This is a genomic window from Erwinia sp. HDF1-3R (genome assembly GCF_039621855.1).
Taxonomy (GTDB): domain Bacteria; phylum Pseudomonadota; class Gammaproteobacteria; order Enterobacterales; family Enterobacteriaceae; genus Erwinia.
Genome location: NZ_CP155071.1, coordinates 3817885 through 3840371, shown reverse-complemented (window position 1 = coordinate 3840371; position 22487 = coordinate 3817885). Strand labels below are relative to the sequence as shown.

Annotated in this window: 15 protein-coding genes and 1 pseudogene; 10 read left to right on the top strand and 6 right to left on the bottom strand. The window is 49.2% G+C overall.

The genetic code is table 11. The annotated features are described in order from the left end of the window. The first annotated feature begins 1125 nt into the window (after nucleotides 1-1125). Complete coding sequence (locus tag AAGR22_RS17450) at nucleotides 1126-1449, top strand: hypothetical protein (RefSeq protein ID WP_345828740.1); 324 nt, start codon at nucleotides 1126-1128, stop codon at nucleotides 1447-1449. Here the strand turns inward: AAGR22_RS17450 and AAGR22_RS17445 are convergent. After that, nucleotides 1446-1997 (bottom strand): DUF4225 domain-containing protein, encoded by a 552-nt coding sequence (locus AAGR22_RS17445; protein WP_345828739.1) that lies wholly within the window; start codon nucleotides 1995-1997, stop codon nucleotides 1446-1448. The two genes, AAGR22_RS17450 and AAGR22_RS17445, sit on opposite strands and share 4 nt — an antisense overlap. A 162-nt stretch (nucleotides 1998-2159) precedes the next feature. Between AAGR22_RS17445 and AAGR22_RS17440 the strand changes: the two are divergent. The 6 genes and pseudogenes from AAGR22_RS17440 (at nucleotide 2160) to AAGR22_RS17415 (ending at nucleotide 9742) form a co-directional block, all read left to right on the top strand. Beyond that, a pseudogene (locus tag AAGR22_RS17440) lies at nucleotides 2160-3238 on the top strand (IS3 family transposase). A 783-nt stretch (nucleotides 3239-4021) separates the two neighbouring features. Further along, nucleotides 4022-5191, top strand: a complete 1170-nt coding sequence (locus AAGR22_RS17435; RefSeq protein WP_345828738.1) for a hypothetical protein — start codon at nucleotides 4022-4024, stop codon at nucleotides 5189-5191. Beyond that, a complete protein-coding gene (locus AAGR22_RS17430) occupies nucleotides 5173-6393 on the top strand; it encodes an ATP-grasp domain-containing protein (protein ID WP_345828737.1) in 1221 nt (406 codons plus the stop codon). Before AAGR22_RS17435 ends, AAGR22_RS17430 begins: the two co-directional genes overlap by 19 nt. After that, entirely contained in the window at nucleotides 6394-7146 is a 753-nt protein-coding gene (locus AAGR22_RS17425; RefSeq protein WP_345828736.1) for a YqcI/YcgG family protein, read from the top strand. A 1-nt stretch (nucleotide 7147) separates the two neighbouring features. Further along, nucleotides 7148-7465, top strand: a complete 318-nt coding sequence (locus AAGR22_RS17420; RefSeq protein WP_345828735.1) for a cupin domain-containing protein — start codon at nucleotides 7148-7150, stop codon at nucleotides 7463-7465. Nucleotides 7466-8323: 858 nt separating this feature from the next. Beyond that, nucleotides 8324-9742 (top strand): sugar porter family MFS transporter, encoded by a 1419-nt coding sequence (locus tag AAGR22_RS17415; RefSeq protein ID WP_067707766.1) that lies wholly within the window; start codon nucleotides 8324-8326, stop codon nucleotides 9740-9742. A gap of 247 nt (nucleotides 9743-9989) precedes the next feature. On the opposite strand, the gene fumA is transcribed toward AAGR22_RS17415, so the two are convergent. Together fumA and AAGR22_RS17405 are read right to left on the bottom strand one after the other, a co-directional pair. Beyond that, nucleotides 9990-11636, bottom strand: coding sequence for a class I fumarate hydratase FumA (gene fumA / locus AAGR22_RS17410; RefSeq protein WP_345828732.1), 1647 nt, complete (start codon nucleotides 11634-11636; stop codon nucleotides 9990-9992). A 173-nt stretch (nucleotides 11637-11809) separates the two neighbouring features. After that, nucleotides 11810-13321 (bottom strand): DASS family sodium-coupled anion symporter, encoded by a 1512-nt coding sequence (locus tag AAGR22_RS17405; protein WP_067707772.1) that lies wholly within the window; start codon nucleotides 13319-13321, stop codon nucleotides 11810-11812. Nucleotides 13322-13920: 599 nt separating this feature from the next. On the opposite strand from AAGR22_RS17405, the gene AAGR22_RS17400 reads away from it, so the two are divergent. Further along, nucleotides 13921-16698 (top strand): flavocytochrome c, encoded by a 2778-nt coding sequence (locus tag AAGR22_RS17400; protein ID WP_067707775.1) that lies wholly within the window; start codon nucleotides 13921-13923, stop codon nucleotides 16696-16698. Between the two features lie 104 nt (nucleotides 16699-16802). Next, a complete protein-coding gene (locus AAGR22_RS17395) occupies nucleotides 16803-17768 on the top strand; it encodes an FAD:protein FMN transferase (RefSeq protein ID WP_345828731.1) in 966 nt (321 codons plus the stop codon). A gap of 18 nt (nucleotides 17769-17786) precedes the next feature. Here AAGR22_RS17395 and dcuR read toward each other — a convergent pair whose 3' ends face one another. Genes dcuR through narL form a run of 3 tightly spaced genes read right to left on the bottom strand, consistent with a single transcriptional unit; the run spans nucleotide 17787 to nucleotide 20709 of the window. After that, nucleotides 17787-18506 carry a two-component system response regulator DcuR gene (gene dcuR, locus AAGR22_RS17390; protein WP_067707782.1) on the bottom strand — a complete coding sequence of 240 codons (720 nt, stop codon included), beginning with the start codon at nucleotides 18504-18506 and terminating at the stop codon, nucleotides 17787-17789. Continuing rightward, on the bottom strand, nucleotides 18500-20107 hold the full coding sequence (locus tag AAGR22_RS17385) for a sensor histidine kinase (RefSeq protein WP_345828729.1): 1608 nt from the start codon (nucleotides 20105-20107) through the stop codon (nucleotides 18500-18502). The genes dcuR and AAGR22_RS17385 overlap by 7 nt, the downstream gene beginning before the upstream one ends. Before the next feature lie 2 nt (nucleotides 20108-20109). After that, nucleotides 20110-20709 carry a two-component system response regulator NarL gene (gene narL / locus AAGR22_RS17380; protein WP_067707909.1) on the bottom strand — a complete coding sequence of 200 codons (600 nt, stop codon included), beginning with the start codon at nucleotides 20707-20709 and terminating at the stop codon, nucleotides 20110-20112. Nucleotides 20710-21081: 372 nt separating this feature from the next. Here narL and AAGR22_RS17375 point away from each other — a divergent pair, with 372 nt between their 5' ends. After that, a complete protein-coding gene (locus AAGR22_RS17375) occupies nucleotides 21082-22467 on the top strand; it encodes a NarK family nitrate/nitrite MFS transporter (protein WP_345828728.1) in 1386 nt (461 codons plus the stop codon). The last annotated feature ends 20 nt before the right edge of the window (nucleotides 22468-22487 follow it).

Genomic DNA, 22487 nt, shown 5'->3' with positions numbered 1-22487 from the left:
AGTTAGATTATTTCTTTGTGATGAGAGTTAGACATAACTTTTAGGTTATGGCATGACAAATTTTTCTTAAAAAGTATTCTATATGTAGACTAAAACAGATGTTTATAAAATATTTTCTGATAAAACATCATATTAATTGATATTATAGGTACTGCTGCATCATTGGGGTGTGGGTCGAGAGGTCCCTGTCTACAGACTCTTTCATATTGAATTTACTCATCTTTGGAATTCAGGTGAAACGCTGTTCGCCTCTCCGAATCCGCAATTTGTAAGCCAAAAGTATTCCGGCTACCGGCGAGAAAAAAATCCCGTACATGGGGCCTATCATATCACTGACAACCCGCAGGATTCATCCCTGAGATGACGGTGTTACCCGATACCAGGGAAAGCGGCCCTGGTAACAGTAGCGCTTATCGGGTCACTATTTTATTGAAGGTTATCAGGGCTGGAGTCGGAAAAATATCGGATAATGTTCGTTTCGAACAAGCATGCGAGAGCGTTCGCAACTCGGGGTGAAAATTTATTGAATAGTACCCTTTCTATACGGGAAACAGCCTGATTCATGGCATTATCAGGCCCGCTCCAATACTGGAATTGCAGACGTACAGAGGCCTGAAATCTAAACAGTACCTGTAAGCAGAACAAGAATTTGCAGTTGAAAAACGGATTACTCAAAGAAGAAGCCATAGTTCGGAAACAACAGTCTTTGATATGGTCGCATAATACCCATAATTTGGGATTTAAAGAGCATGATTTGATGCTCCCTGATTTCAATTGACAGATATAATACCGAGATGTGAGTCTTCTTTATCTAACTAACATAAGCCTTGACCGGGCCTCTATTTCTACAAGTTCATAGTTGAGTATATAATTTGGAATGAATATGAAGCTGAGAAAACGCTCAGAAACCAAAAGAAAATTTTTGAGCATAGACCTGAGTTTAAATATCAAGGGCGTAAATTAAAGCAATAAGACTGATTTTTTTAATAAATGAAGTATAACACTTTAGCCACATGATCTGTTCACTTCAACTAAATGGTGAGTGTTCTGTAAAAAGAACATATGGCGCCCGACCGATAAATCTTGTTATATTTACTGCATGAGAATTCAGCCGGGATTTTTGAAATGAACGATTACAAACAAAAGCTTCTTGGTAATGGTTTTTCCGCAAAGGACAATGGCAAACTCAAAAATATTATAAAGAGAGACGAATCTCGAACAGACTCACCTAAGAGCCTTATTTTAGATTTGAGTAAGAGATTTTGGGGAGGGGTTGTTTGCATCACTATCATTGCTTCTGTCTTTGCATACGGTCTTTACAAGGGGCACAATGAGAGCTTAGTCTCCTATGGTATTGTTCTTATAATAGGTTTAGTAATCGTTTACTTCGTCATACCGCTAAATCTTGCATGGAAAGCACACCGTTTTACAAGAAAGCAGAAAAATTAGTTGCTTTGATTTTTATCATTCATTTGATAGAGATTTACTCTTATTCCTGCACCTTTAACAGCCGCTCCTACCCCCTTAAGAGCGAGAGCAGGCTTACTCATTACCTGAATTTTACGGTAATAATCAGTTGGGAGATATTTGAATAATCGCCATGTTTCTGGCTTAAGTGTTAACTTGAATATACCGTAATAAGAAGTTGTCAGATCAACGACTTGATATGCAAGTAAACCAAGACGAGGATCAAAGCCGAAGAACTCTGCTGTATCTTCGTATGCCTTTTTCACTGAATTTGATGGATTAGCAATACCCCTGAGCTTGTCTATGCTTTCAACAGTGGAGCCTGCTCCGTTTGCGACCAAGGCTGAACCAGCCAGCATACCGAGGACATTTCCCGTGGCTAATGAGCCAGCAAACACTCCCACCCCAGCAACCATCTGAAGTGTTCCAAGCACAACACCTATGCCGTCAATCACATAACCGATGATTTTTTCATTATCGTGATAGAACTTGATTGATGAGGATATTGTAGCCTGTCCCGTCCTTAGCATCCTGTCCTGGATTGAAAGGTTGTGGGACTCTTTTTTGAGATTCTGTATGCATTCCTGATGTAGTTCCCCCTGAATTTAGTCTTACCGCGTAATGGAGTTCTCTGGTTAAAATACAACCAACGGAGGCTCATCATGTAGAAAGCACGTTTCACTGAAACTCAGATCCTGCGGGTTCTGAAAGAAGTTGAAGGGGGTCGGCATGTGAAGGATGTGTGTCGCGAAAACGGTGTGTCGATGGCCAGCTATTACAACTGGAAATCTGAATACGGCGGCATGGAGTCCTCTTATATCAAACGAATGAAAGAGCTGGAAGAAGAGAATCGCCGATTAAGGCACATGTACGCATCCCTGAGCTTAGATCATGAAATTCTTAAGGATGTTGTGTCAAAAAAACTTTAACGGTGCCTGAGAAGCGTGAACTGCTGCATTACGTTATGACGGAACATCAGGCCAGCGAACGACGCGGGTGCAGGATTATCGGTATCAGTCGAAGCCTGTTGCATTATTGCCCGAACACAGCACGGGACCTGCCTGTGATCGAGGCACTACAAAAACTGGCGCATCAGTATCCGGCCTATGGTTTTGGACTTATGTTCAAAAAGTTACGCCAGGCAGGATTACTGTGGAATGCAAAACGGGTTTACCGGATCTATCGATTGTTAAAACTTAACTTTCGGCGCAAAGGAAAAAAACGCTTACCGGGCAGGCATCCACAGCCGTTGGTTATTCCACATAAAATGAACCACTGTTGGTCAGTTGATTTTATGAGTGATCCCTTGAGCGACGGGCGGCGATTCAGGTTATTTAACGTCGTTGATGACTTTAACCGGGAAGCACTGGCAATCGAAGTTGACTTGAATATACCGGCTCATCGTGTTGTACGCATCCTGGAGCGATTAAGTGCAGAACGAGGCTGTCCGGCTTTTATCCGAAGTGATAATGGTCCAGAACTCACTGCCGCCGCCTTAGGTGAATGGGCAGAGATGCACGGCGTGATACTCGATTTTATTCAGCCCGGTAGGCCCATGCAGAACGGATTTATTGAGTGATTTAATAAAACACTACGAACAGAAATACTTGATATGTATCTGTTCAGAACGCTGTCAGAAGTCCGCGTGCTAACAGAAGAATGGCGCACAGAATATAACGAAGAACGCCCGCATAGCTCACTGGGTGATATACCACCTGTTATCTATGCGAGGGAAAAACTGGCCGGAGATCCTCATTGGCGGTGGTACTAAAAACCGGAGGGACTACAGATCAGGCCCGCGAGAGGACTCGCAACTCAGCACTTACTTGCAAAGGCATATGATGAGCACGGTATGACGTATATAACATAGAACAGATCGAATAGATGATAATCGTCGCCGGTGGTGATGGTTGATCTGTTCTCCCGTCAGGTTATTGGATGGTCAATAATGTTATCGATGGCGAAGGTTATCGGACAGTATGCGTTACCGATCAGGACCATGCAGCCGAAAACATTTTCCACTGCTTTAGAACAAGGAGATCGGAAAGTTTTTTGCACAATGGAAACGTTCACCCGGCGTAATCAAACGACAACACAAATATTTATATGCAGTAAAGGTCGTGATAATTACAGAAATGGAATGTCACACAATGATATTAATGACAGTACGCCGCATTACCAGCATCGTCTGAACAATCGATGGCGATTAAATAAGCAAAATATAGTGTATGACACGAAAGTTCATACTTACCCAAGTATGATAAAATTTATTGAATGATTTGATGTTGGTAGCTGGTTACTAAATAATCAATTGTAAGCATGCTAATGTCATAGGTACATTTAAAAAGTAAATGTAACAAAAAGGTGAATTAATAAAACTATATGATATATAACAATATTATTGTTTTTTTAATGAGGTGGGTTTGATTGTCCTTGAATAAAAATCCATATAAAAAGCATAAGCATAGTGCTAAAAGTTATTAAAATATAACTTTACAATACAGGGTTGTTAAATTATTTTAGCTAAAATTGACAATAAACGTATGGATTTAAAATGCCTAACTCTGCTGTTGTACGATTTTACTCATTATTAGTCCTTCTTTATTTCTCCGATATGGTTTTGCTCCTGAGTAATATTTGGAATTCTTTGAAAGTAACTTCATCACCCGTTTTTCTGGGAGTTACGCTGTCAGTGGGCGCGGCTCTGCCTTTTTTGCTTAGGAAAATAAATATAATCAAGGTAAGGAAGTTTATAAGTGTAAGTGAGCTTTATAAAAGAAGGGTGATTTTATATTCTGTTTTACTTGTAATTTCACTGTTACATTATTCAGATACCAAGTTCGGTTTTGTGATAACATCTTTAAGTATTGGTTACTTATCCCTCATAACCTTAAGTACGCTTGAGTCAGGAAACGCTAAACTCGTTCTTGATGGATATATTTCATCACAGCGAGCATCAAGAACCATGCAGACACTGGTTCAAATAGGCTCATTTTCAGGTGCGTTAATTAGCGGGTATTTTTTAACGAAAACAAGCTACAATAATCTGATTTCATACCTCTGTTTTTTTGATATTATTGTTAGCATCTTCGGAAATCTTCTCTACAAAGAAAAAAAATCAACTTCTGGATTTGTTAACGAAACTAAACAAGAAGATATTGCCTTATCTAATAAACTAAAATTTTTAAGCCTGGCTATTGGTCTTATCGGGTTACATATTTGTGCTTTTAATACATTAACGCCTATCCTTTTTCAAAATATAAAACATTTAAGTGTTTCTTATTACGGCGCGTGTAGTGGTGCCGCTGGTGCGGGTGCATTTTTAGCTGCTTTTATAGATATCAAGTGGTTTAAGTTTTTTTTACCATCGGCAATGTTAACACTGGCGGATGTAGTATTTACTCAGTCCAGCATTCCTATGGCATCAATAGCTATGTGTTTCCTGATAGGTTTTTCAATGAATACAATCAGGATCAATCTGCGTAAAGAAATAATTGACGAAACCCGAAACAAAGATGAGGCTAACGCAGTTGCCAAATATAGCGCCACTATATACACCTTTTCACAAGCCATTGGGCCTTTGATTTTCGGTTTATTAACGAGCAGCTTTGTGCTGGGGGTAAACGCTTCCGGTTATATATTTCCACTGGTTGGTGCAAGCATTTTTATTTTCATTATTTCAACACAGCAAGGGAAAAGAGTTAAATGTCAAAAGACACAGTAATAATCGTCGATCCGTTTTCAACGGGTGCCCTGATAGCGCCTGAATTAAAAAAAATTAATATTAAATGCTATGCAGTATTATCAAATCCCAGTATTCCAGGCAGAATAAAAGATTCCTACACTGGCGATGGGTTTACAGATGGATGTTTATACAGTGCTGATGAGATAAAGAATATAATTAGCCCTGATACAGTTCTTGCTGTTATTCCAGGAGCGGAAACGGGAGTTTATTGCGCTGAGGCATTATCATTCGCATATAATGTGGAACGTAATGATTATCTTACAACCGACTGGCGAAGAAAAAAAAGCGATATGCAGAAAAGGCTTTATGAGACAGGGCTAAGATCCATATCATCCAAGTTAATAAGCCAAAGCGAAGACAGAATCGACGATTTAAATAGTACCTCTGGATATGTAATCAAACCCGATAGTTCCTGTCTGACCGATGGGGTTGTGTTCGTCAAAAATAAAAAAGAAGCAATTGAATGGATCTCAAAAATAAACTGGAATAAAAAAAATATTATGGGAGTTAAAAATGGTTTCTATCTTGTTCAGGAGAAACTGGAGGGAGAGGAGTTTGTTGTCGATTTAGTGGTTGGACATAAAGGAATTAAAGTTTGTGCTTTATGTCGGTATAAAAAAGGATTACATAACGGTAGCCTGTTCGTATATGAGTCACTGGATGTCTTAGATATTAATGATCAAAGCTATGCTTCTATTATAGAATATGCAAAAAAAGCATCCTGTGCACTGGGTGTTGAATTTGGCCTTGCACACATTGAAATAATGAATACTGCAAATGGTCCAACAATGATTGAACTTGGGGCCAGACTTCATGGTGGAATTGCACCGCTTTTGTTTGAAGAGTGCTATTCACCTGGCCTTTTGAAAAGTTCAATTGAACTATTAATAAATGAATTCGATATAACCCCATCGATATTGATAAAAAAAGCAAGGATAGTATTCTTAGTTAACGAAAATGAGTCATTCTCTATACCCGACGCTCATGGATTAGAAAATAAATTGAATGATATTCACGGTGTTAACCATATCAAGTTATTCATAAAAAATAACGAAAATATTCCTTTAACAACCGATCTATCGAATTGTCCCGGAATTGTGTCAATAGTCGCTGACACCGATATAGAATTAGATTTTTTAGAGAGAGAAGTTAGATCTATTTTTCAAAATAATGAGGTTTGAATGTATACCGCAAGCGAAATAAATGATGGGGAAGTTAGTTTAAAAAAATGGGAGAAAGTTCTATTTTCAGATTTTGATGCTACTCTGAAGAATAAAGATAGACCCTTTCCATGTATATTTGGTGTAAACGGATATAAAAGAGATATGCTGCGTTTTTCTTTTTATGAAAACATCACTGCATTGAACCTTGCAAAGGATCTGGTGCATTACTGCGAGAACTATAAGTCGTATGGTAAACAGACGTCATTTGTCGTATTCGAACAGCCTAAAGAAATAAAAACTATCGAGGAATACAGAAATAAATTCTGGAATCTTCTGAATGATCTGAGTAAATTGGATAATAAACCATGGTCGAAGGTGCTACCTGAGAATCTGGATGATCCGGCGTGGGAGTTTTGCTTTCATGGAGAACCCATGTTTATAGTTTGCAATACTCCCGCTCACGTAAACAGATTGAGCAGACGTAGCCCAGGGTTTATGTTGACGATACAGCCCAGGTGGGTGTTCGATGATCTCTTAGATACAGAAATCAAAGCTAATAATGCATTCTCAACTGTTACTAAAAGGCTGGAACCTTATGATATAGCATCTAAGTCTCCGTTTTTGGGTAAATATGGGGACGCTCATAATCGGGAATACACACAGTATTTTCTTGATGATGGAGAGGATAAGAAACTTTCATGCCCATTCCATAAAATGGAGAGAGAGGAAAGTAACGTAAACTTAGAGCCTGAACATGAAAAGGTAATTTAAGATGAGTGTTAGATTTTCTTATGTCGATCTTTCTACGGAAAAAAATATTTATCATTTACTCCATAAAATGCTTCCTGAACAGGGTTGTATTGAGTTTCAACGGGATTCTGCTAATAAAGCTCATACATGGCATCAGCATGAAAATAGTGAAACATTATTGATAATAGAAGGAGGGTTAGAATTCTTCTATGAAGAGAAAACTCAAACTTGTAATCCTGGGGATATTATCTATCTTCCATCAATGATTAGGCATCAATCTATTGCTTCCGTTAAGGGATGTACTTATGCAATCGCAACACAACTAATTGATTTAGCCTAATCCATAACAACATTAATTTTCACATTAACGACAACTGATGATAATTATCTTGCTTCCAGACTCCTCCAGATAATTAGGTCTTTGCAGCGCAATTATGCAAACGGCCCTATGGCCGTTTGTAATATTATTTTTATCGATTTTAAAGGAGTTTATAATTTTATAAGTAAAGTCCTGTGCCAGAGGTGCGTTCAAGACTGTTTTTTCTTGTAAGTCTTTATCTTCAGTATCTTCAGTGTTAATTTTTTTATAGATACGTGATTTAAAGATAACGAACTGCAGCAAGTTGACCTTAATATTCGTTTCACATGGCTATTTACCTCTGGTTGTATTTTATCGCTCACAGTAGCTACTCCATGATATGCATAAAAATATGTATTCTGCCTAAATACATATTCCAGTAACCAGCAGGTTTTTCTGCGGATTGGGATGGAATCATTTACTACCCCTGCCCAAAAAGGGGATGTAAGGACTCGCATAATAAAGCCATTCATATTCAGAGAGGTTTCAGCATATTCATCTTGCCTATCGATAGACAAGATCCCGCACTGACCATTATTCTGCGACGACCCAGTGCAAAAGGGCGTCTTTGAATTGCCCCTCAAGTAATTTTTACCGCTCATCAGCCCAGAATTCAGATAACCCTATGCTTTTTCTAAATCCTTCCTCACGATGACGTTACCCTTCCAGGCGTCGAGCAAATGCGTCCTGGCCGTCTAAAGCAGCACAGACGGGATCCCCATCACAATTGTGAGCTGCTTAGCCAGATTGTCCATGCTTTGGGAGCGTTCGGCCTAATACCGCGAGGCGGCAGTTTTGTATGCTTTGCGGCTACAGATGCCTGAGAAGCGGAGCCTGAAGATGTCTCTTGTAAACGATGATGTGATTCCTGTAGACGATCGCAAACGTAAAGTACGGCGCATGAATGCTTTTATCTCCATATCGGCCGCTTTTGCCGGTCTGCTATTTGGTCTGGATATTGGCGTGATTTCCGGGGCGCTGCCTTTTATTACGCAACACTTCACGCTGGACAGCCACCAGCAGGAGTGGGTGGTAAGCAGTATGATGCTGGGTGCGGCTGTCGGCGCGCTTTGCAACGGTTGGGTTTCACACCGCCTGGGCAGGAAATACAGTCTGATGTCCGCTGCAGTATTATTTATTGTGGGGTCGCTGGGGTCTGCCTTTGCGGTCAATTTAGAAATTCTGCTGGTTTTTCGCGTATTGCTGGGGGTGGCTGTCGGGATTGCCTCCTACACCGCGCCGCTATACCTGTCTGAAATGGCTACCGAAAATATCCGTGGCAAAATGATCAGCATGTATCAGCTGATGATAACGGTGGGCATCGTACTGGCTTTCCTGTCCGATACCGCGCTGAGCTACAGCGGTAACTGGCGGGCGATGTTGGGTGTGCTGGCCATACCCGCCGTTATCCTTTTCATCCTGGTGATTTTCCTGCCTAACAGCCCGCGCTGGCTGGCGGCAAAAGGCATGCACATTGAAGCGGAAGAAGTGCTGCGCATGCTGAGGGATACCTCCGAGAAGGCCCGTCAGGAACTGAATGAGATCAGGGAAAGCCTGCGCATGAAGCAGGGTGGATTCTCGCTGTTCAGGCAGAACCGCAACGTAAGACGTGCCGTTTTCCTTGGCATGCTATTACAGGGAATGCAGCAGTTTACGGGCATGAATATCATCATGTATTACGCGCCGCAGATTTTTAAAATGGCGGGTTTCCAAAGTACCCAGGAGCAGATGATTGCCACGGTGGTCGTTGGGCTGACCTTTATGTTTGCGACCTTTATCGCGGTGTTCACCGTAGATAAGGCGGGCAGAAAGCCGATTCTGAAAATAGGGTTTTCGGTAATGGCATTTGCCACGCTGATCCTGGGATATTGTCTGCTTAAAGCGGGGGAAGGGGAGGTCTCTACCGGACTTTCATGGGTATCCGTCGGGATGACAATGCTCTGTATTGGTGGCTATGCCATGAGTGCCGCGCCGGTAGTATGGATACTTTGCTCGGAGATCCAGCCGCTGAAGTGTCGTGACTTTGGCATAACCTGTTCAACCACCACCAACTGGGTGGCAAATATGCTGATTGGCGCGACCTTCCTGACGCTGCTGGGCAGTATCGGCGCGGCGGGGACCTTCTGGCTGTATACCGGCTTTAATCTGGCGTTTATCGTTATCACCGTGTTCCTGGTGCCGGAGACGAAAAACAAAACGCTTGAGCATATTGAAAAGAATTTGATGGCAGGTAAAAAGCTGCGCGATCTAGGCCAGTAGCCAGACCAGTAGCGTACTGCAGATAAGCCGAGGGCGCGCCAGTGTTGGCGCGCCCTCGGCTTAATGCTTACTGCTTACGCTGCGTCGCATAGCCCGCCTGGGACGCAGAGCAGTGGCAGCCAGCTTACTTCACGCGCTGATCACAGAGCAGTGCTGGCAGCCAGCTTACTTCACGCGCTGATCACAGAGCAGTGCTGGCAGCCAGCTCACTTCACGCGCTGAGCATAGAGCAGTGCTGGCGTCCGGATTACTTCACGCACTGGGCGCACTGTTTGTGCTGGATTTGCGCGAAGAAGTCATTGCCCTTATCGTCCACCAGAATAAAGGCCGGGAAGTTCTCAACCTCAATCTTCCAGATAGCCTCCATTCCCAGTTCAGGATACTCCACGCACTCCAGGCTTTTAATACTCTGCTGCGCCAGTACCGCGGCCGGTCCGCCGATGCTGCCCAGGTAGAAGCCGCCGTGCTTGTGGCAGGCATCGGTTACCTGCTGGCTGCGGTTGCCCTTCGCCAGCATAATCTTACTGCCGCCGTTAGCCTGTAGCAGGTCAACGTAGGAATCCATACGCCCCGCCGTGGTTGGGCCGAGCGAGCCAGATGCATAGCCTTCAGGTGTTTTTGCCGGGCCCGCGTAGTAGATCGGATGATCCTTAACGTACTGCGGCAGCCCCTGACCGTTATCAATGCGCTCCTTCAGCTTCGCATGCGCGATGTCACGCGCCACAATGATGGTGCCGCTCAGCGAAAGGCGGGTAGAGACGGGATACTGCGACAGCTGGTCGAGGATCGCGGCCATCGGGCGGTTGAGATCAACCTGTACGACATCGCCTTCACCCTGCTGACGCAGCGCGGCAGGAATGTAGCGGCCCGGATTATCTTCCAGCTTTTCTATCCAGATGCCGTCGCGGTTGATTTTGGCCTTGATATTGCGGTCGGCGGAGCAGGAAACGCCCATGCCTACCGGGCAGGAGGCACCGTGGCGCGGCAGGCGAATGACGCGGATGTCATGGGCAAAATATTTGCCGCCAAACTGCGCGCCCAGCCCCAGCTTTTGTGCTTCCAGCAGCAGTTCCTGCTCAAGCTGCACGTCGCGGAACGCCTGGCCGTGCTCATTGCCTTCCAGCGGCAGGCCATCGTAGTAGTGAGTGGAGGCCAGCTTCACCGTTTTCAGCGTACTCTCCGCCGAGGTGCCGCCAATAACAAAGGCAATATGGTATGGCGGGCAGGCTGCGGTGCCCAGCGAGCGCATCTTCTCGGTCAGGTAGCTTTTCAGCTTTCCGGGACTAAGCAGCGCTTTGGTTTCCTGATAGAGATAGGTTTTATTCGCCGAGCCACCGCCTTTCGCGATGCACAGGAACTTGTATTCATCGCCATCGACGCTATAGAGGTCGATCTGAGCCGGCAGGTTAGTACCGGTATTGACCTCGTTATACATATCCAGCGCGGCGTTTTGCGAATAGCGCAGGTTGTCTTCGATATAGGTGTTATACACGCCGCGCGAAAGGGCGGCTTCATCCCCGCCGCCGGTCCAGACGCGCTGGCCTTTTTTACCCATAATGATCGCGGTGCCGGTATCCTGACAGGTGGGCAGGATACCCCTGGCGGCAATTTCCGAGTTTCTCAGAAACTGTAGCGCGACGTATTTATCGTTTTCGCTGGCCTCAGGGTCGTCGAGTATCGCCGCCACCTGGCGCTGGTGCGCGGGACGGAGCATAAAAGAGGCATCGTGGAAAGCCTGCTGGGCCAGCAGCGTTAGCGCCTGCGGATCAACTTTCAGTACTTCCTGTCCCTCGAAAGAGGTGACGGAAACATGGTCGCGGGTTAGCAGGTAGTAGTCGGTATCCTCGTGGGCAAGAGGGAAGGGGTTCTGATAGGTGAACGTTTTATTCGACATTGTTTTTCTCACTTAATGACGTGTTGCCCCTGGCGCAATCTGCTGGCAGGGACAGCATCACTGGCGACATTTTATTTTTATCCTGGCCCGTCAGCCGTAAGGGCTGACGGGCAGGTCTGGGGGATGGTTCGACAGCGCGAGGCAGAGTACATGCTTTAGCGCAGGCTACCGGATCAGAACATCATCACCATCCACGGATAGGCAATCAGCATCAGGGCACAGAGGAAAATGGCACCGAAGATGGTTCCTAACCGCCAGTAGTCTTTGGTTGGCAGATAACCACTGCCGTAGTAAATCGGGCTTGGGCCGGTGCCGTACGGGGTGATTATCCCCATCAGACCCAGAGACGTACACATCATCAGGCAGAATACCGGCATATTAATGCCCGGTATGGAAGCGGCAATGGTCAGCATGGCTGGCAGCAGCGCGGTGGTATGCGCGGTGGTACTGGCAAACAGGTAGTGCAGCAGGAAGAAGGCAATCAGCAGCACCACCGCAGAGACCTGTGGATCGTAGCCGTGCAGCAGGGTGGCGCCCTCTTTGCCCAGCCAGGCAATAAAGCCGACGCGGGCCAGACCATCCGCCAGCGCAACCAGGGTGGCAAACCAGGCGAAGGTGTTCCATGCCGCCTTGTTACTGGTGATATCGTTCCAGTTCAGTACGCCGGTCCACAGCATCAGCACAATCACCAGCAGGGCGGCCATAGCGGGCTCAATCCAGGCGGTGGCGAAAATCCACATCAGCAGGGCACAGACCACGAACCCCAGCAGCAGAATTTCATTACGGGTCAGCCTGCCCAGTTTTTCCAGTTCACGGCTGGCCCAGCGAGGGACTTCATCATTGAACTTCACTTCTGGCGGATAGAGCCAGTAGGCCAGCAGCGGCATGGTGAGGATCAGCAGCAGACCCAGCGGCAGGAAGGCCAGGAACCACATCCCCCAGGAGATATCGAAGCCGATAACGCTTTTCACCAGCGCCAGCGCCAGCAGGTTAGGGGCCAGAGCCGACAGGAACATTGAGCTGGTAATACAGGCCGCGGTGATGGCGACCCACATCAGGTAGGAGCCAATTTTACGCGCGCTGGGATCGTTAGGTTTGGAATCATACAGCGGCGGCAGGTTGGCAATAATGGGGTAGATAGTCCCGCCGCTGCGCGCGGTGTTAGACGGGGTAAAGGGAGCCAGCAGCAGGTCGGCAAAGGTAATGGCGTAGCCCAGCGTCAGGCTGCGACGCCCGAGGTATTTTACCAGAATCAGCGCCAGACGACGGCCAAACTGCGTTTTGTCATACCCGGCGGCAAACATAAAGGCCCCGAAGATGAGCCACACCGTGGAGTTGCCAAACCCGCTGACCGCCCATTTAAACGACTCACTCGCCATTTTAAATTTGGGACTGGCCATTTCCGCCGGGCTGAACAACACCCACTGACTGAAGAGGGCGATGACCACCACGCCGGTGAGGCCAATCACGGCACCCGGCAGGGGTTCAAAGATCAGGCCGACAATCACGCCTACGAAGATGGCAAAGAAGTGCCACGCGTAGGGTTCGAGGCCATCCGGGACCGGAACCAGTAGCAGCAGCACGGCCACCAGCACCGGCAGGAACAGCATGATCAGACGTTTTTTTTGCCCTGGAGAGGCAGGAACGGCTTTCGCCGATTCACTCATTGCGGATGTTTGTTTCATAGTAGTTTTCTGCAAGTTATTAAGAATGCGTTTTACGCCCCGGCCCAGATATTTGCTTTTTTTAGTTTAAAAACCTTTTTTTTAACGTTTGAGCCGTGACATCTAAATGGTGTTTTTCCCTTTTTGTTCACTTTTATCCGTCTTAATTAAGTGAATATGAATATAATGCGATTATTCGGAATATAAATTTTGATCTGGATCAATAAATATTTCAGCATCGCTTTATTTTTCAATAAACCCTAAGGTTAAAGGGGATTTAACCCCGTCGTAATTACCTGTTTGTGCACGGTTGTGACAACGGCAATCTCTTTTGATTTCATGTAAATACATCATAATTACCTGATTGATATGAACTTTATTTTTATTGTAAACGGAGTGTTGATTTTTATCAACGGATAATTAACAATTGGATTGACGGCTATTATCATTATTAATAAATAAAAAGCCTGAGTTTATTTAAAAGTTTTATAACTAAAATTAGATCTTTTTAAAGTAAAGAAATCGGTATATTAAAAGCATGACATCGGACCACTTAATTAAAACTAATGTAATGCGTCCGCGACAGAATTAAAGACTTTTAAATTTTGGAGTTGAACACCATGAATACACTCACCCCAATCCTGAATCCCCTGACTCTGCCAAACGGTGCCGTACTTAAAAACCGTCTGCTGATGGCGCCAATGACCACCTGCACCGGTTTTTATGATGGTACGGTCACCAGTGAGCTGGTGGAGTACTACCGCGATCGTGCCGGCAGCATCGGTACCGTCATTGTTGAATGCTGCTTTATTGACCCGAAAGGTCCTGCTTTCCCGGGCGCGATTGCCATCGACAGCGACAACAAAATCTCCGGCCTGAAGAAAATTGCGGATGCGATCAAGTCCAAAGGCTCTAAGGCGATTTTGCAGATTTATCACGGCGGCAGGATGGTTGAGCCGGAACTGATTGGCGGCAGAACGCCGGTCGCCCCCAGCGCCATTGCCGCTCCGCGCGAAGGCGCAACCACCCCGCAGGCGCTGAGCGGAGAAGAAGTTGAGGTGATGATCACCAAATTCGGTGATGCGGTAAACCGCGCCATTAAAGCCGGCTTCGACGGCGTGGAGATCCACGGCGCCAATACCTATCTGATTCAGCAGTTTTACTCACCAAACTCTAACCAGCGCGACGATAAATGGGGCGGAAGCCGGGATAACCGCGCGCGTTTCCCGCTTGAAGTCCTTGAGATTACGCACAAAATGGCGGAGCGGTTTGCTGACAGCGCTTTTATTATCGGCTATCGCTTCTCTCCCGAAGAGCTTGAAGTGCCCGGCATTCGCTTTGATGACACGATGTACCTGCTGGAAAAACTCGCTGCTCGCGGTCTGGACTACGTGCATTTCTCCGTCGGGCAGCTGCTGCGCTCCTCCATCGTGGACAGGGAGGATCCGACGCCGCTGATTGAAAAGTATCGCGCCATGCGCTCAGAGACGCTGGCGAGAATTCCGGTGATTGGCGTCGGTGGCGTGGTCAATAAGGCCGACGCCGAGCGCGGCCTGGAAATGGGTTTTGACCTGGTCGCGATTGGTAAGGCCTGCATTGCCTACCCCGACTGGGCTGACCGCATTATTAACAACGACCATCTTGAGCTGTTCATCGACAGCACCCGGCGTGAAGCGCTGAACATCCCTGAACCGCTGTGGCGCTTCTCGCTGGTGGACGCGATGATCCGCGATATGAGCACCGCCGGGCGCAAATATAAAGCCGGTGTCTATCAGGAGAAAGTTGAAGCCGAAGCCCTGAAGCTGAAAATTGACGTCATGCTGGATACCGACCGCATTACCGATATTATGCTGGTGCCGGACGACACGCTGGACGTTGATTTCACCACCACCTTTGAGAGCCTGCGTTCACGGATCCTGGTCGCCAACAGCCCCCATGTGGATGCCATTACCGGTGCGACCACGCAGAGTGAAGCGCTGAAAAAAGCCGTTTCCCGCGCGCTGGCCACCTCCAGTAAAGAACAGGTCATCGAAGAGGGCGGCAATCCTCAGGCACCGCAGAACTACGATGTGGTGGTGATCGGTAGCGGCGGCGCGGGCCTGGCGGCGGCTATTCAGGCCTGCGATGAAGGCGCCCGCGTAGCGATCATCGAAAAAATGCCGACGATTGGCGGTAACACGATTAAAGCCTCGGTCGGGATGAATGCGGCAGAAACCCGCTTCCAGAAGTTAAAAGGTATCGAAGACAGTAAAGAGCTGTTCTTTGAAGAGACGCTAAAAGGCGGGAAATGCAAAAACAACCCGGTGCTGCTGCGCGAACTGGTCGAGCTGGCACCTGAGGCGATTGAGTGGCTGGCCGCGAAGGATATCGTATTAAACGACATCACTATCACCGGCGGGATGAGCATTGACCGTACCCACCGCCCTGCGGATCGCTCTGCGGTAGGGGGCTTTTTGATCAGTGGCCTGGTGAAAAACATCAATAAGCGCAATATTGAGGTGCTGCTGGAAACGTCCGTCTCCGAAATCCTTGTGGAAAAAGGCGTCGTGACCGGCGTTAAGGTGGTGGACGAATACAATGACAGCCGCATCCTCAATGCGAAAAGCGTGATTGTGGCCACCGGCGGCTTTAGTGCCAATCGCGAGATGGTGGTGAAGTATCGCCCCGAGCTGGACGGCTTTGTAACCACTAACCATAAAGGTGCGACCGGCAGCGGTATCGCCATGTTGCAGCAGATCGGTGCCGATACCGTCGATATGGGCGAAATTCAGATCCACCCAACCGTCGAGCAAACCACCTCATATCTGGTGTCAGAAGCGATTCGCGGCGGCGGTGCTATTCTGGTCAGCCAGGCCGGTAAGCGCTTCTTTAATGAGATGGAAACCCGCGATAAAGTCTCAGCGGAAATCATTGCCCTGCCGGAAAAAAGTGCCTGGGTTATCTTTGATGAGCAGGTGCGGATGAACAATAAAGCCGCCGATGAGTATATCGCCAAAGGATTTGTGGTAAGCGCTCCATCACCCCATGCACTGGCGGTTAAGCTGAATATGGATCACCATGCCCTGCTGGCCACGCTGGAGCGCTACAACCTGTTCGCTGAGCAGCAGAATGACGAAGACTTTGGTCGTAAAACCGCGCTGCGCCATCCGCTCAATCAGGGACCTTTCTACGCTATCCGCATTGCCCCCGGCGTGCATCACACCATGGGCGGCGTGACCATCAATCGCGATACGGCGGTACTGAATACGCAGAAAGAGGTGATTGAAGGGGCCTGGGCAGCCGGTGAAGTCGTTGGCGGCATCCACGGTGCAAACCGGATCGGTGGCAACGCGATAGCCGATATTATTATCTTTGGCATACTGGCAGGGCGTAATGCAGCAGCACTGGCGCGCCGCTAAACAGCGGAGTGCTACAGATGGAGCCAGGTAAATAAGCAGACGTGGTAAGCAGCGCGGAACGGTATTACGCGCAGTGACGTCGTCCAACAGCGAGGAGAGAAATCATGTCAGCAGAGGATCGGGTTTACGGCTATTCCGCCGTGTTGATGGGTTCACCGATCCTGCTTAAGCTGTTTGAACATAACGAAGGCCGGGCCGCGCGCGTCTTTCGCCTGATTAAACAGCTGGAAACGCTGCTGACGGTAAATCGGGCGCATTCCGGGGTGATGACGATTAACCATGCGGCGGGCGATCACCCTGTGGTGGTTAGCCAGCCTGTATTTGATCTTATTGCCCGGGCAAAAGAAGTCAGCATGGTGCCCGGCAGCTGTTTTAATCTCGCCATTGGGCCGCTGGTAAAGCGCTGGAGAATTGGCTTTAACGGCGACAGCGTACCGCCTGCGGAGGAGATCCACGCTCTGCGGGCGCTGACTCAACCGCAGCAGGTGATCCTGGACCCGCAGTTACGTTCAGTCTTTCTGGAAAAACGCGGAATGGAGATAGACCTGGGCGCCATAGCTAAAGGGTATATCGCTGACCGGGTAAGGGATGTGCTGCGGCAGGAAGGGGTGGAAAACGCGTTAATCAATCTGGGTGGCAACGTTCAGACGCTGGGCGGTACTCCGGACGGTTCCCCCGGCAGCTGGGGGATTGGCCTGAAAAAACCCTTTGGCGCGCCGGATGAGCTGATTGGCGTGATTAACGTCACCGGTAAATCCGTGGTTACCTCAGGCGTTTATGAGCGTTACTTTGAAATTCAGGGGCAGCGCTACCACCATATCCTCGATCCCCACACCGGCTACCCGCTGGATAACGAACTGCTCAGCGTCACCGTCATTTCTGATGACTCGATCGATGGCGATATTTTTACCACGCTGCTGTACGGCATGGGCATGGAGAAAAGCCTTGCTTACCTTGCCGACATACCGGGTATTGAAGCCCTGTTTGTGACCCGCGATCGGCGGGTTGTCTTGTCGTCGCGGCGGCAGTTCTCCTTTACCCTGCTGGACGACAGCTATCGCCTGGCCTGACGTCAGAAGCGGATAATATTACTGGCAGAATTGCCTGAGCAGGGCCTGATGCTCGACCTGTAGTCGGTAGCGGTACACCGGCCTGCCCGTGGCACCGTAGTGAAGGTTGGTTGACAGAATATGCCGCTGAGCCAGCCAGATAAGGTATTTCCGGCAGGATACGCGGGAGATATTGACCGCAGCGGCCAGCTCATCGGTGGAAAACTCGGTGCCGGGGTGCGCATCAATCCACTGACAGAGGGTCCGTAGGGTTTGCGGCGTTAACCCTTTGGGAAGACGGTTCGTTTCGCCATTCTCCGCAGGATTACCGTGCAGCAGCACATCGACATCGGCCTGTTCGAAATATTGATGATTGTCCTTGAGCGATTTTTTATGCCGCCATCCGGTCAGCGACTCTTCAAAACGTGAAAACTGGAACGGCTTAATCAGGTAATCGACGACGCCATAGTGCAGTGACTGCTGGATGGTGTCGGCATCGGCGGCGGAAGAGATCACAATGACGTCAATGCTGCGCTTTGCGTGGCGCAGCTCCGGCAGCAGATCCAGACCGTTGTCCTGCTGCATATAGATATCCAGCAGGATCAGGTCTACCGGCAGGGTGCTGTCCAGCAGTATCTCTTTCGCCTGTTTCAGCGTGGAGGCAATGCCGCAGCAGGTGAAACCGGGGATCTGGCCGATGTAGCAGCGGTTTAGCTCTGCGACCATCGCATCATCATCAACGACTAACACATTTAGCATGCGCGTATGTTTCCTCCATCCCAGGGCAGTTGGACTAAAAATTGGGTGTAAACACCGGGTTCGGATTCTACGATAATTTCGCCTCCAATGCTCAGCGTCTGCTGTCGGGTAAGAAATAAGCCCATGCCGCGACGCTCTCCTTTGGCTGAAAAACCTTTCTCGAAAATCGCGTCCAGGTGCGCGGCCGGAATGCCCGGTCCATCATCGCTGACCTCACAGGCCAGCCAGCCATTGTGATAGTGCAGCAGAACGTTCACCTCGCCTTCGGGCTGTCCGCTCATCGCCTCAAAGGCATTTTCTATCAGGTTGCCCAACACGGTAATCAGCGTGGAAACCTGTTTTTCATTGCTGCTTTCGGGCAGAAAGCTGTCTTCATTCAGCGTGAGCTGGTGGCCGGTGTCCGATGCGTGGTTGATCTTGCTTAACAGGAAACCGGCCACCACCGGCGATTTGATCCGCAGCAGCAGTGAACCAATCTCCGTCTGGTAGTTATTGGCCGTTTTAAGAATGTAATCCTCAAGCTGCGTATAGCTCTTCATATGCAGCAGGCCCAGAATAACATGCAGCTTGTTCATAAACTCGTGAGAGTGCGCGCGCAGGTTATCGACGTAGTTCACCATGCCGCTCATCCGCTGCATCAGCTGGGTGACTTCAGTTTTATCACGGAAGGTACAAATTGCTCCCAGTACCGCACCATTGCTGCGTACCGGCACCGTATTGCTGAGCAGGATGCGACCATTAACGTGGATCTCTTCATCCTGCCGGGCAATATTGTTGCGTAACACGTCGCGCAGATTAGCGATAATATTGCCCGCGTCCGCGGCGGTTGAGCCCATACAGAGCTGCCGCGCCTCCTCGTTTATCAGCGTCACCTGGGCCTGGTCATCGACCGCGATAACTCCTTCCCGAATGGATTGCAGCATCGCCTGCCGCTGCTCAAACAGCGCGGAAATCTCGTAAGGCTCCAGCCCAAACAGCAGACGTTTTAACACCGTGACCAGACAAACCGCGCCCGTTGCGCCGACCAGCGTGCCGAACAGTACCGTCCAGAGAATATCCCAGCGGCTATGGTTAATCTGCTGCGTCACGCTGCTGAGGGAGATACCAATCGCCACCACGCCGATCTGCTGGCGCTGCCCATTATACACCGGCGTAAAAACCCGTAGCGCCTCATCCAGAATGCCCTTGTTTACGGCGATATTCTCATGCCCCTGGAGCGCCGCGTTGAGATCGTCACCGATAAAGTGCTGATTGATGGCCTGAGGATTAGGGTGGGAATATCGTCGCCCCTGCATATTGGTCACTACCACAAATAGCAGGCCGTTGTTTTTTTGCACGGCCATCGCGATGGGCTGAATAATGTTGCTGTCGGGGGGCAGGGTAAGCCCCCGCTGGATATCAGGTGACGCCGCCAGCGTCCGGGCAGCGGCCAGCGCCTTATCTTTTACCCCTTCACGGGTAACATTGCCGATCTGCACCACGTAAAGAAAGTGTACGCTCAGTAGTACCACCAGAATTACCGTGCCGAGCATCAGCGAGACGGTCGTGCTGAGTTTCATCGGGCGCTTGCGCAGCGGCCAGGGTTTTCGTGAATCATTCATGCTTATTGATGCCCACTTTGCAAAGCCCAGACGGCGGCTTCCACACGCGATTTTAAGCGCATTTTTTTCAGCAGATGTTTAACGTGAACTTTCACCGTGCTTTCCGTTATGCAGAGCCGTCGGGCGATCGCCTTGTTGGTCATTCCCTGGGCAATCAGCCGCAGAATGTCGCGTTCGCGGCGGGTAAGCTGGCTGATATCGCGCGCCTCCGGGCGGTTTTCCCGCAGACTGGTCACCAGCACGTTGGTGAGCGCGTCACTTAATACCATCTGCCCGGCAGCGGCCTGATGCAGCGACTTTAGCAGCTCCTCTGGCTCCATATCCTTCAGCAGGTAGCCATCGGCACCGCCGCGGATAGCGTTGACCACGTCATCTTCGTGATCGGACACGGTAAACACCACAATCCGGCCGGTAAGTTCCAGCGTGCGCAGCTGCACCAGCGTACTCAGCCCGTTCATGCCGGGCATATTCAGATCGAGCAGGATCAGATCGGGGTCGTGTAGCCCGGCCAGGGCCACGCCCTGTTCCCCGTTACTGGCTTCAGCGACTACCAGCAGGCGATCGTCCAGCCCAATCAGCTGCTTTACGCCATTGCGTAGCATGGGATGATCGTCAATCAGTAGCAGAGTGGCGGCTTTTTCTTTCACAGCATATATCCCATAAGCGCGTGGCCGGGCGTTCCGGCCACTAAAATCGGTCGTCGACGCTATTTTACCCATCGCTATTGTTATCCCTATACCACCAAAGAGGTAAGCATTAATTTCCATCGTGGGGAGGTGTCGGGAGGCATTACGAAAAAAAAGAGATTATTCCCATTAATATTCTGTGGTTATGTCGACATCAACAATACCCCTTAAGAGGTTAGCAGACCCTGATGAGAAAAATTTACCTGCCGGGCCGTTGATTTACATCAACCTGATAAGAGGGGGGGATCAGCAGGATGTGGGTCAATTTTATCTGCCAGCGAGAAACTGATGTCACAAGAACACTCCCTTATTCCGCCGCCGCGTGGTGCGGTGCTGCAGCAGTGGCAGCCGGAGGATCCTGCCTTCTGGCAGCAGTACGGCAGGCATATCGCCCGCCGTAATCTGTGGATCTCCGTCTTCTGCCTGATGCTCTCATTCTGCGTCTGGATGCTGTTCAGCGCCGTGGCGGTCAACCTGAACAAGGTCGGATTTCACTTTTCTACTGAACAGCTTTTTTTACTGACCGCGCTGCCCGCCGTCTCCGGCGCGCTGCTTCGCGTGCCGTACTCATTTGTCATCCCGCTGGTCGGCGGACGGCGATGGACCGCTTTCAGCACCGCGATTTTGTTGGTTCCCTGCCTGTGGCTGGGCTTTGCCGTACAGGATCCCCGCACCTCGTTTGCAACTTTCGTGCTGATTGCGCTGCTGTGCGGTTTTGCCGGGGCGAACTTTGCATCCAGCATGGGGAATATTAGCTTTTTCTTCCCTAAGGCAAAACAGGGGAGCGCCCTGGGTATTAACGGTGGACTGGGCAACCTTGGCGTCAGCGTGATGCAGTTCTTTGCGCCGCTGGCGATATCCGTCGCGATCTTTGGCCTGATGAGCGATGGCGTACAGGTTGACGGTGAATCGCTTTGGCTGGAAAACGCCGCGTGGATTTGGGTGCCGTTGCTGGCCGTAGCCACGCTGGCCGCCTGGTTTGGCATGAACGATCTTGCCGCGGCAAAATCCTCGCTGCGCGAGCAGTTAACGGTGCTGCGGCGGCCGCATCTGTGGATTATGGCGGTGCTTTATCTCGCCACTTTCGGCTCTTTTATCGGCTTTTCCGCGGGCTTTGCGATGCTGTCTCAAACGCAGTTTCCCGAGGTGGTGATCCTGCGCTACGCCTTCTTCGGTCCCTTCCTCGGCGCGCTGGCGCGTTCAGTGGGCGGCATGCTCTCCGACCGCTTTGGCGGCGTGCGCGTCACGCTACTTAACTTTATGGTTATGGCCCTGTTTACCGCACTGCTGTTCCTGACGCTGCCGGGGGAAGGACAAGGCTCCTTCATCGCTTTCTACGGCGTCTTTATGGTGTTGTTTATCAATGCCGGGCTGGGCAGCGGATCCACGTTCCAGATGATTGCGGCGATCTTTCGTCGGCAGACGTACGAGAGGATCAAAAGCGACGGCGGCAGCGACGAAAAAGCCCAGCGGGAGGCGGTGACGGAGACCTCCGCAGCGCTCGGTTTTATTTCGGCGATTGGCGCGCTGGGCGGTTTTTTTATTCCCCAGACCTTTGGCCTCTCGCTAAGCATGACCGGCACGCCCGCCGGGGCCATGCAGCTTTTTCTGGCGTTTTATCTGATCTGCGTGGCGATCACCTGGTGGGTGTATGGCCGTAAAAAAGCAGACTGACTGAGTCACCTTACCGCGCG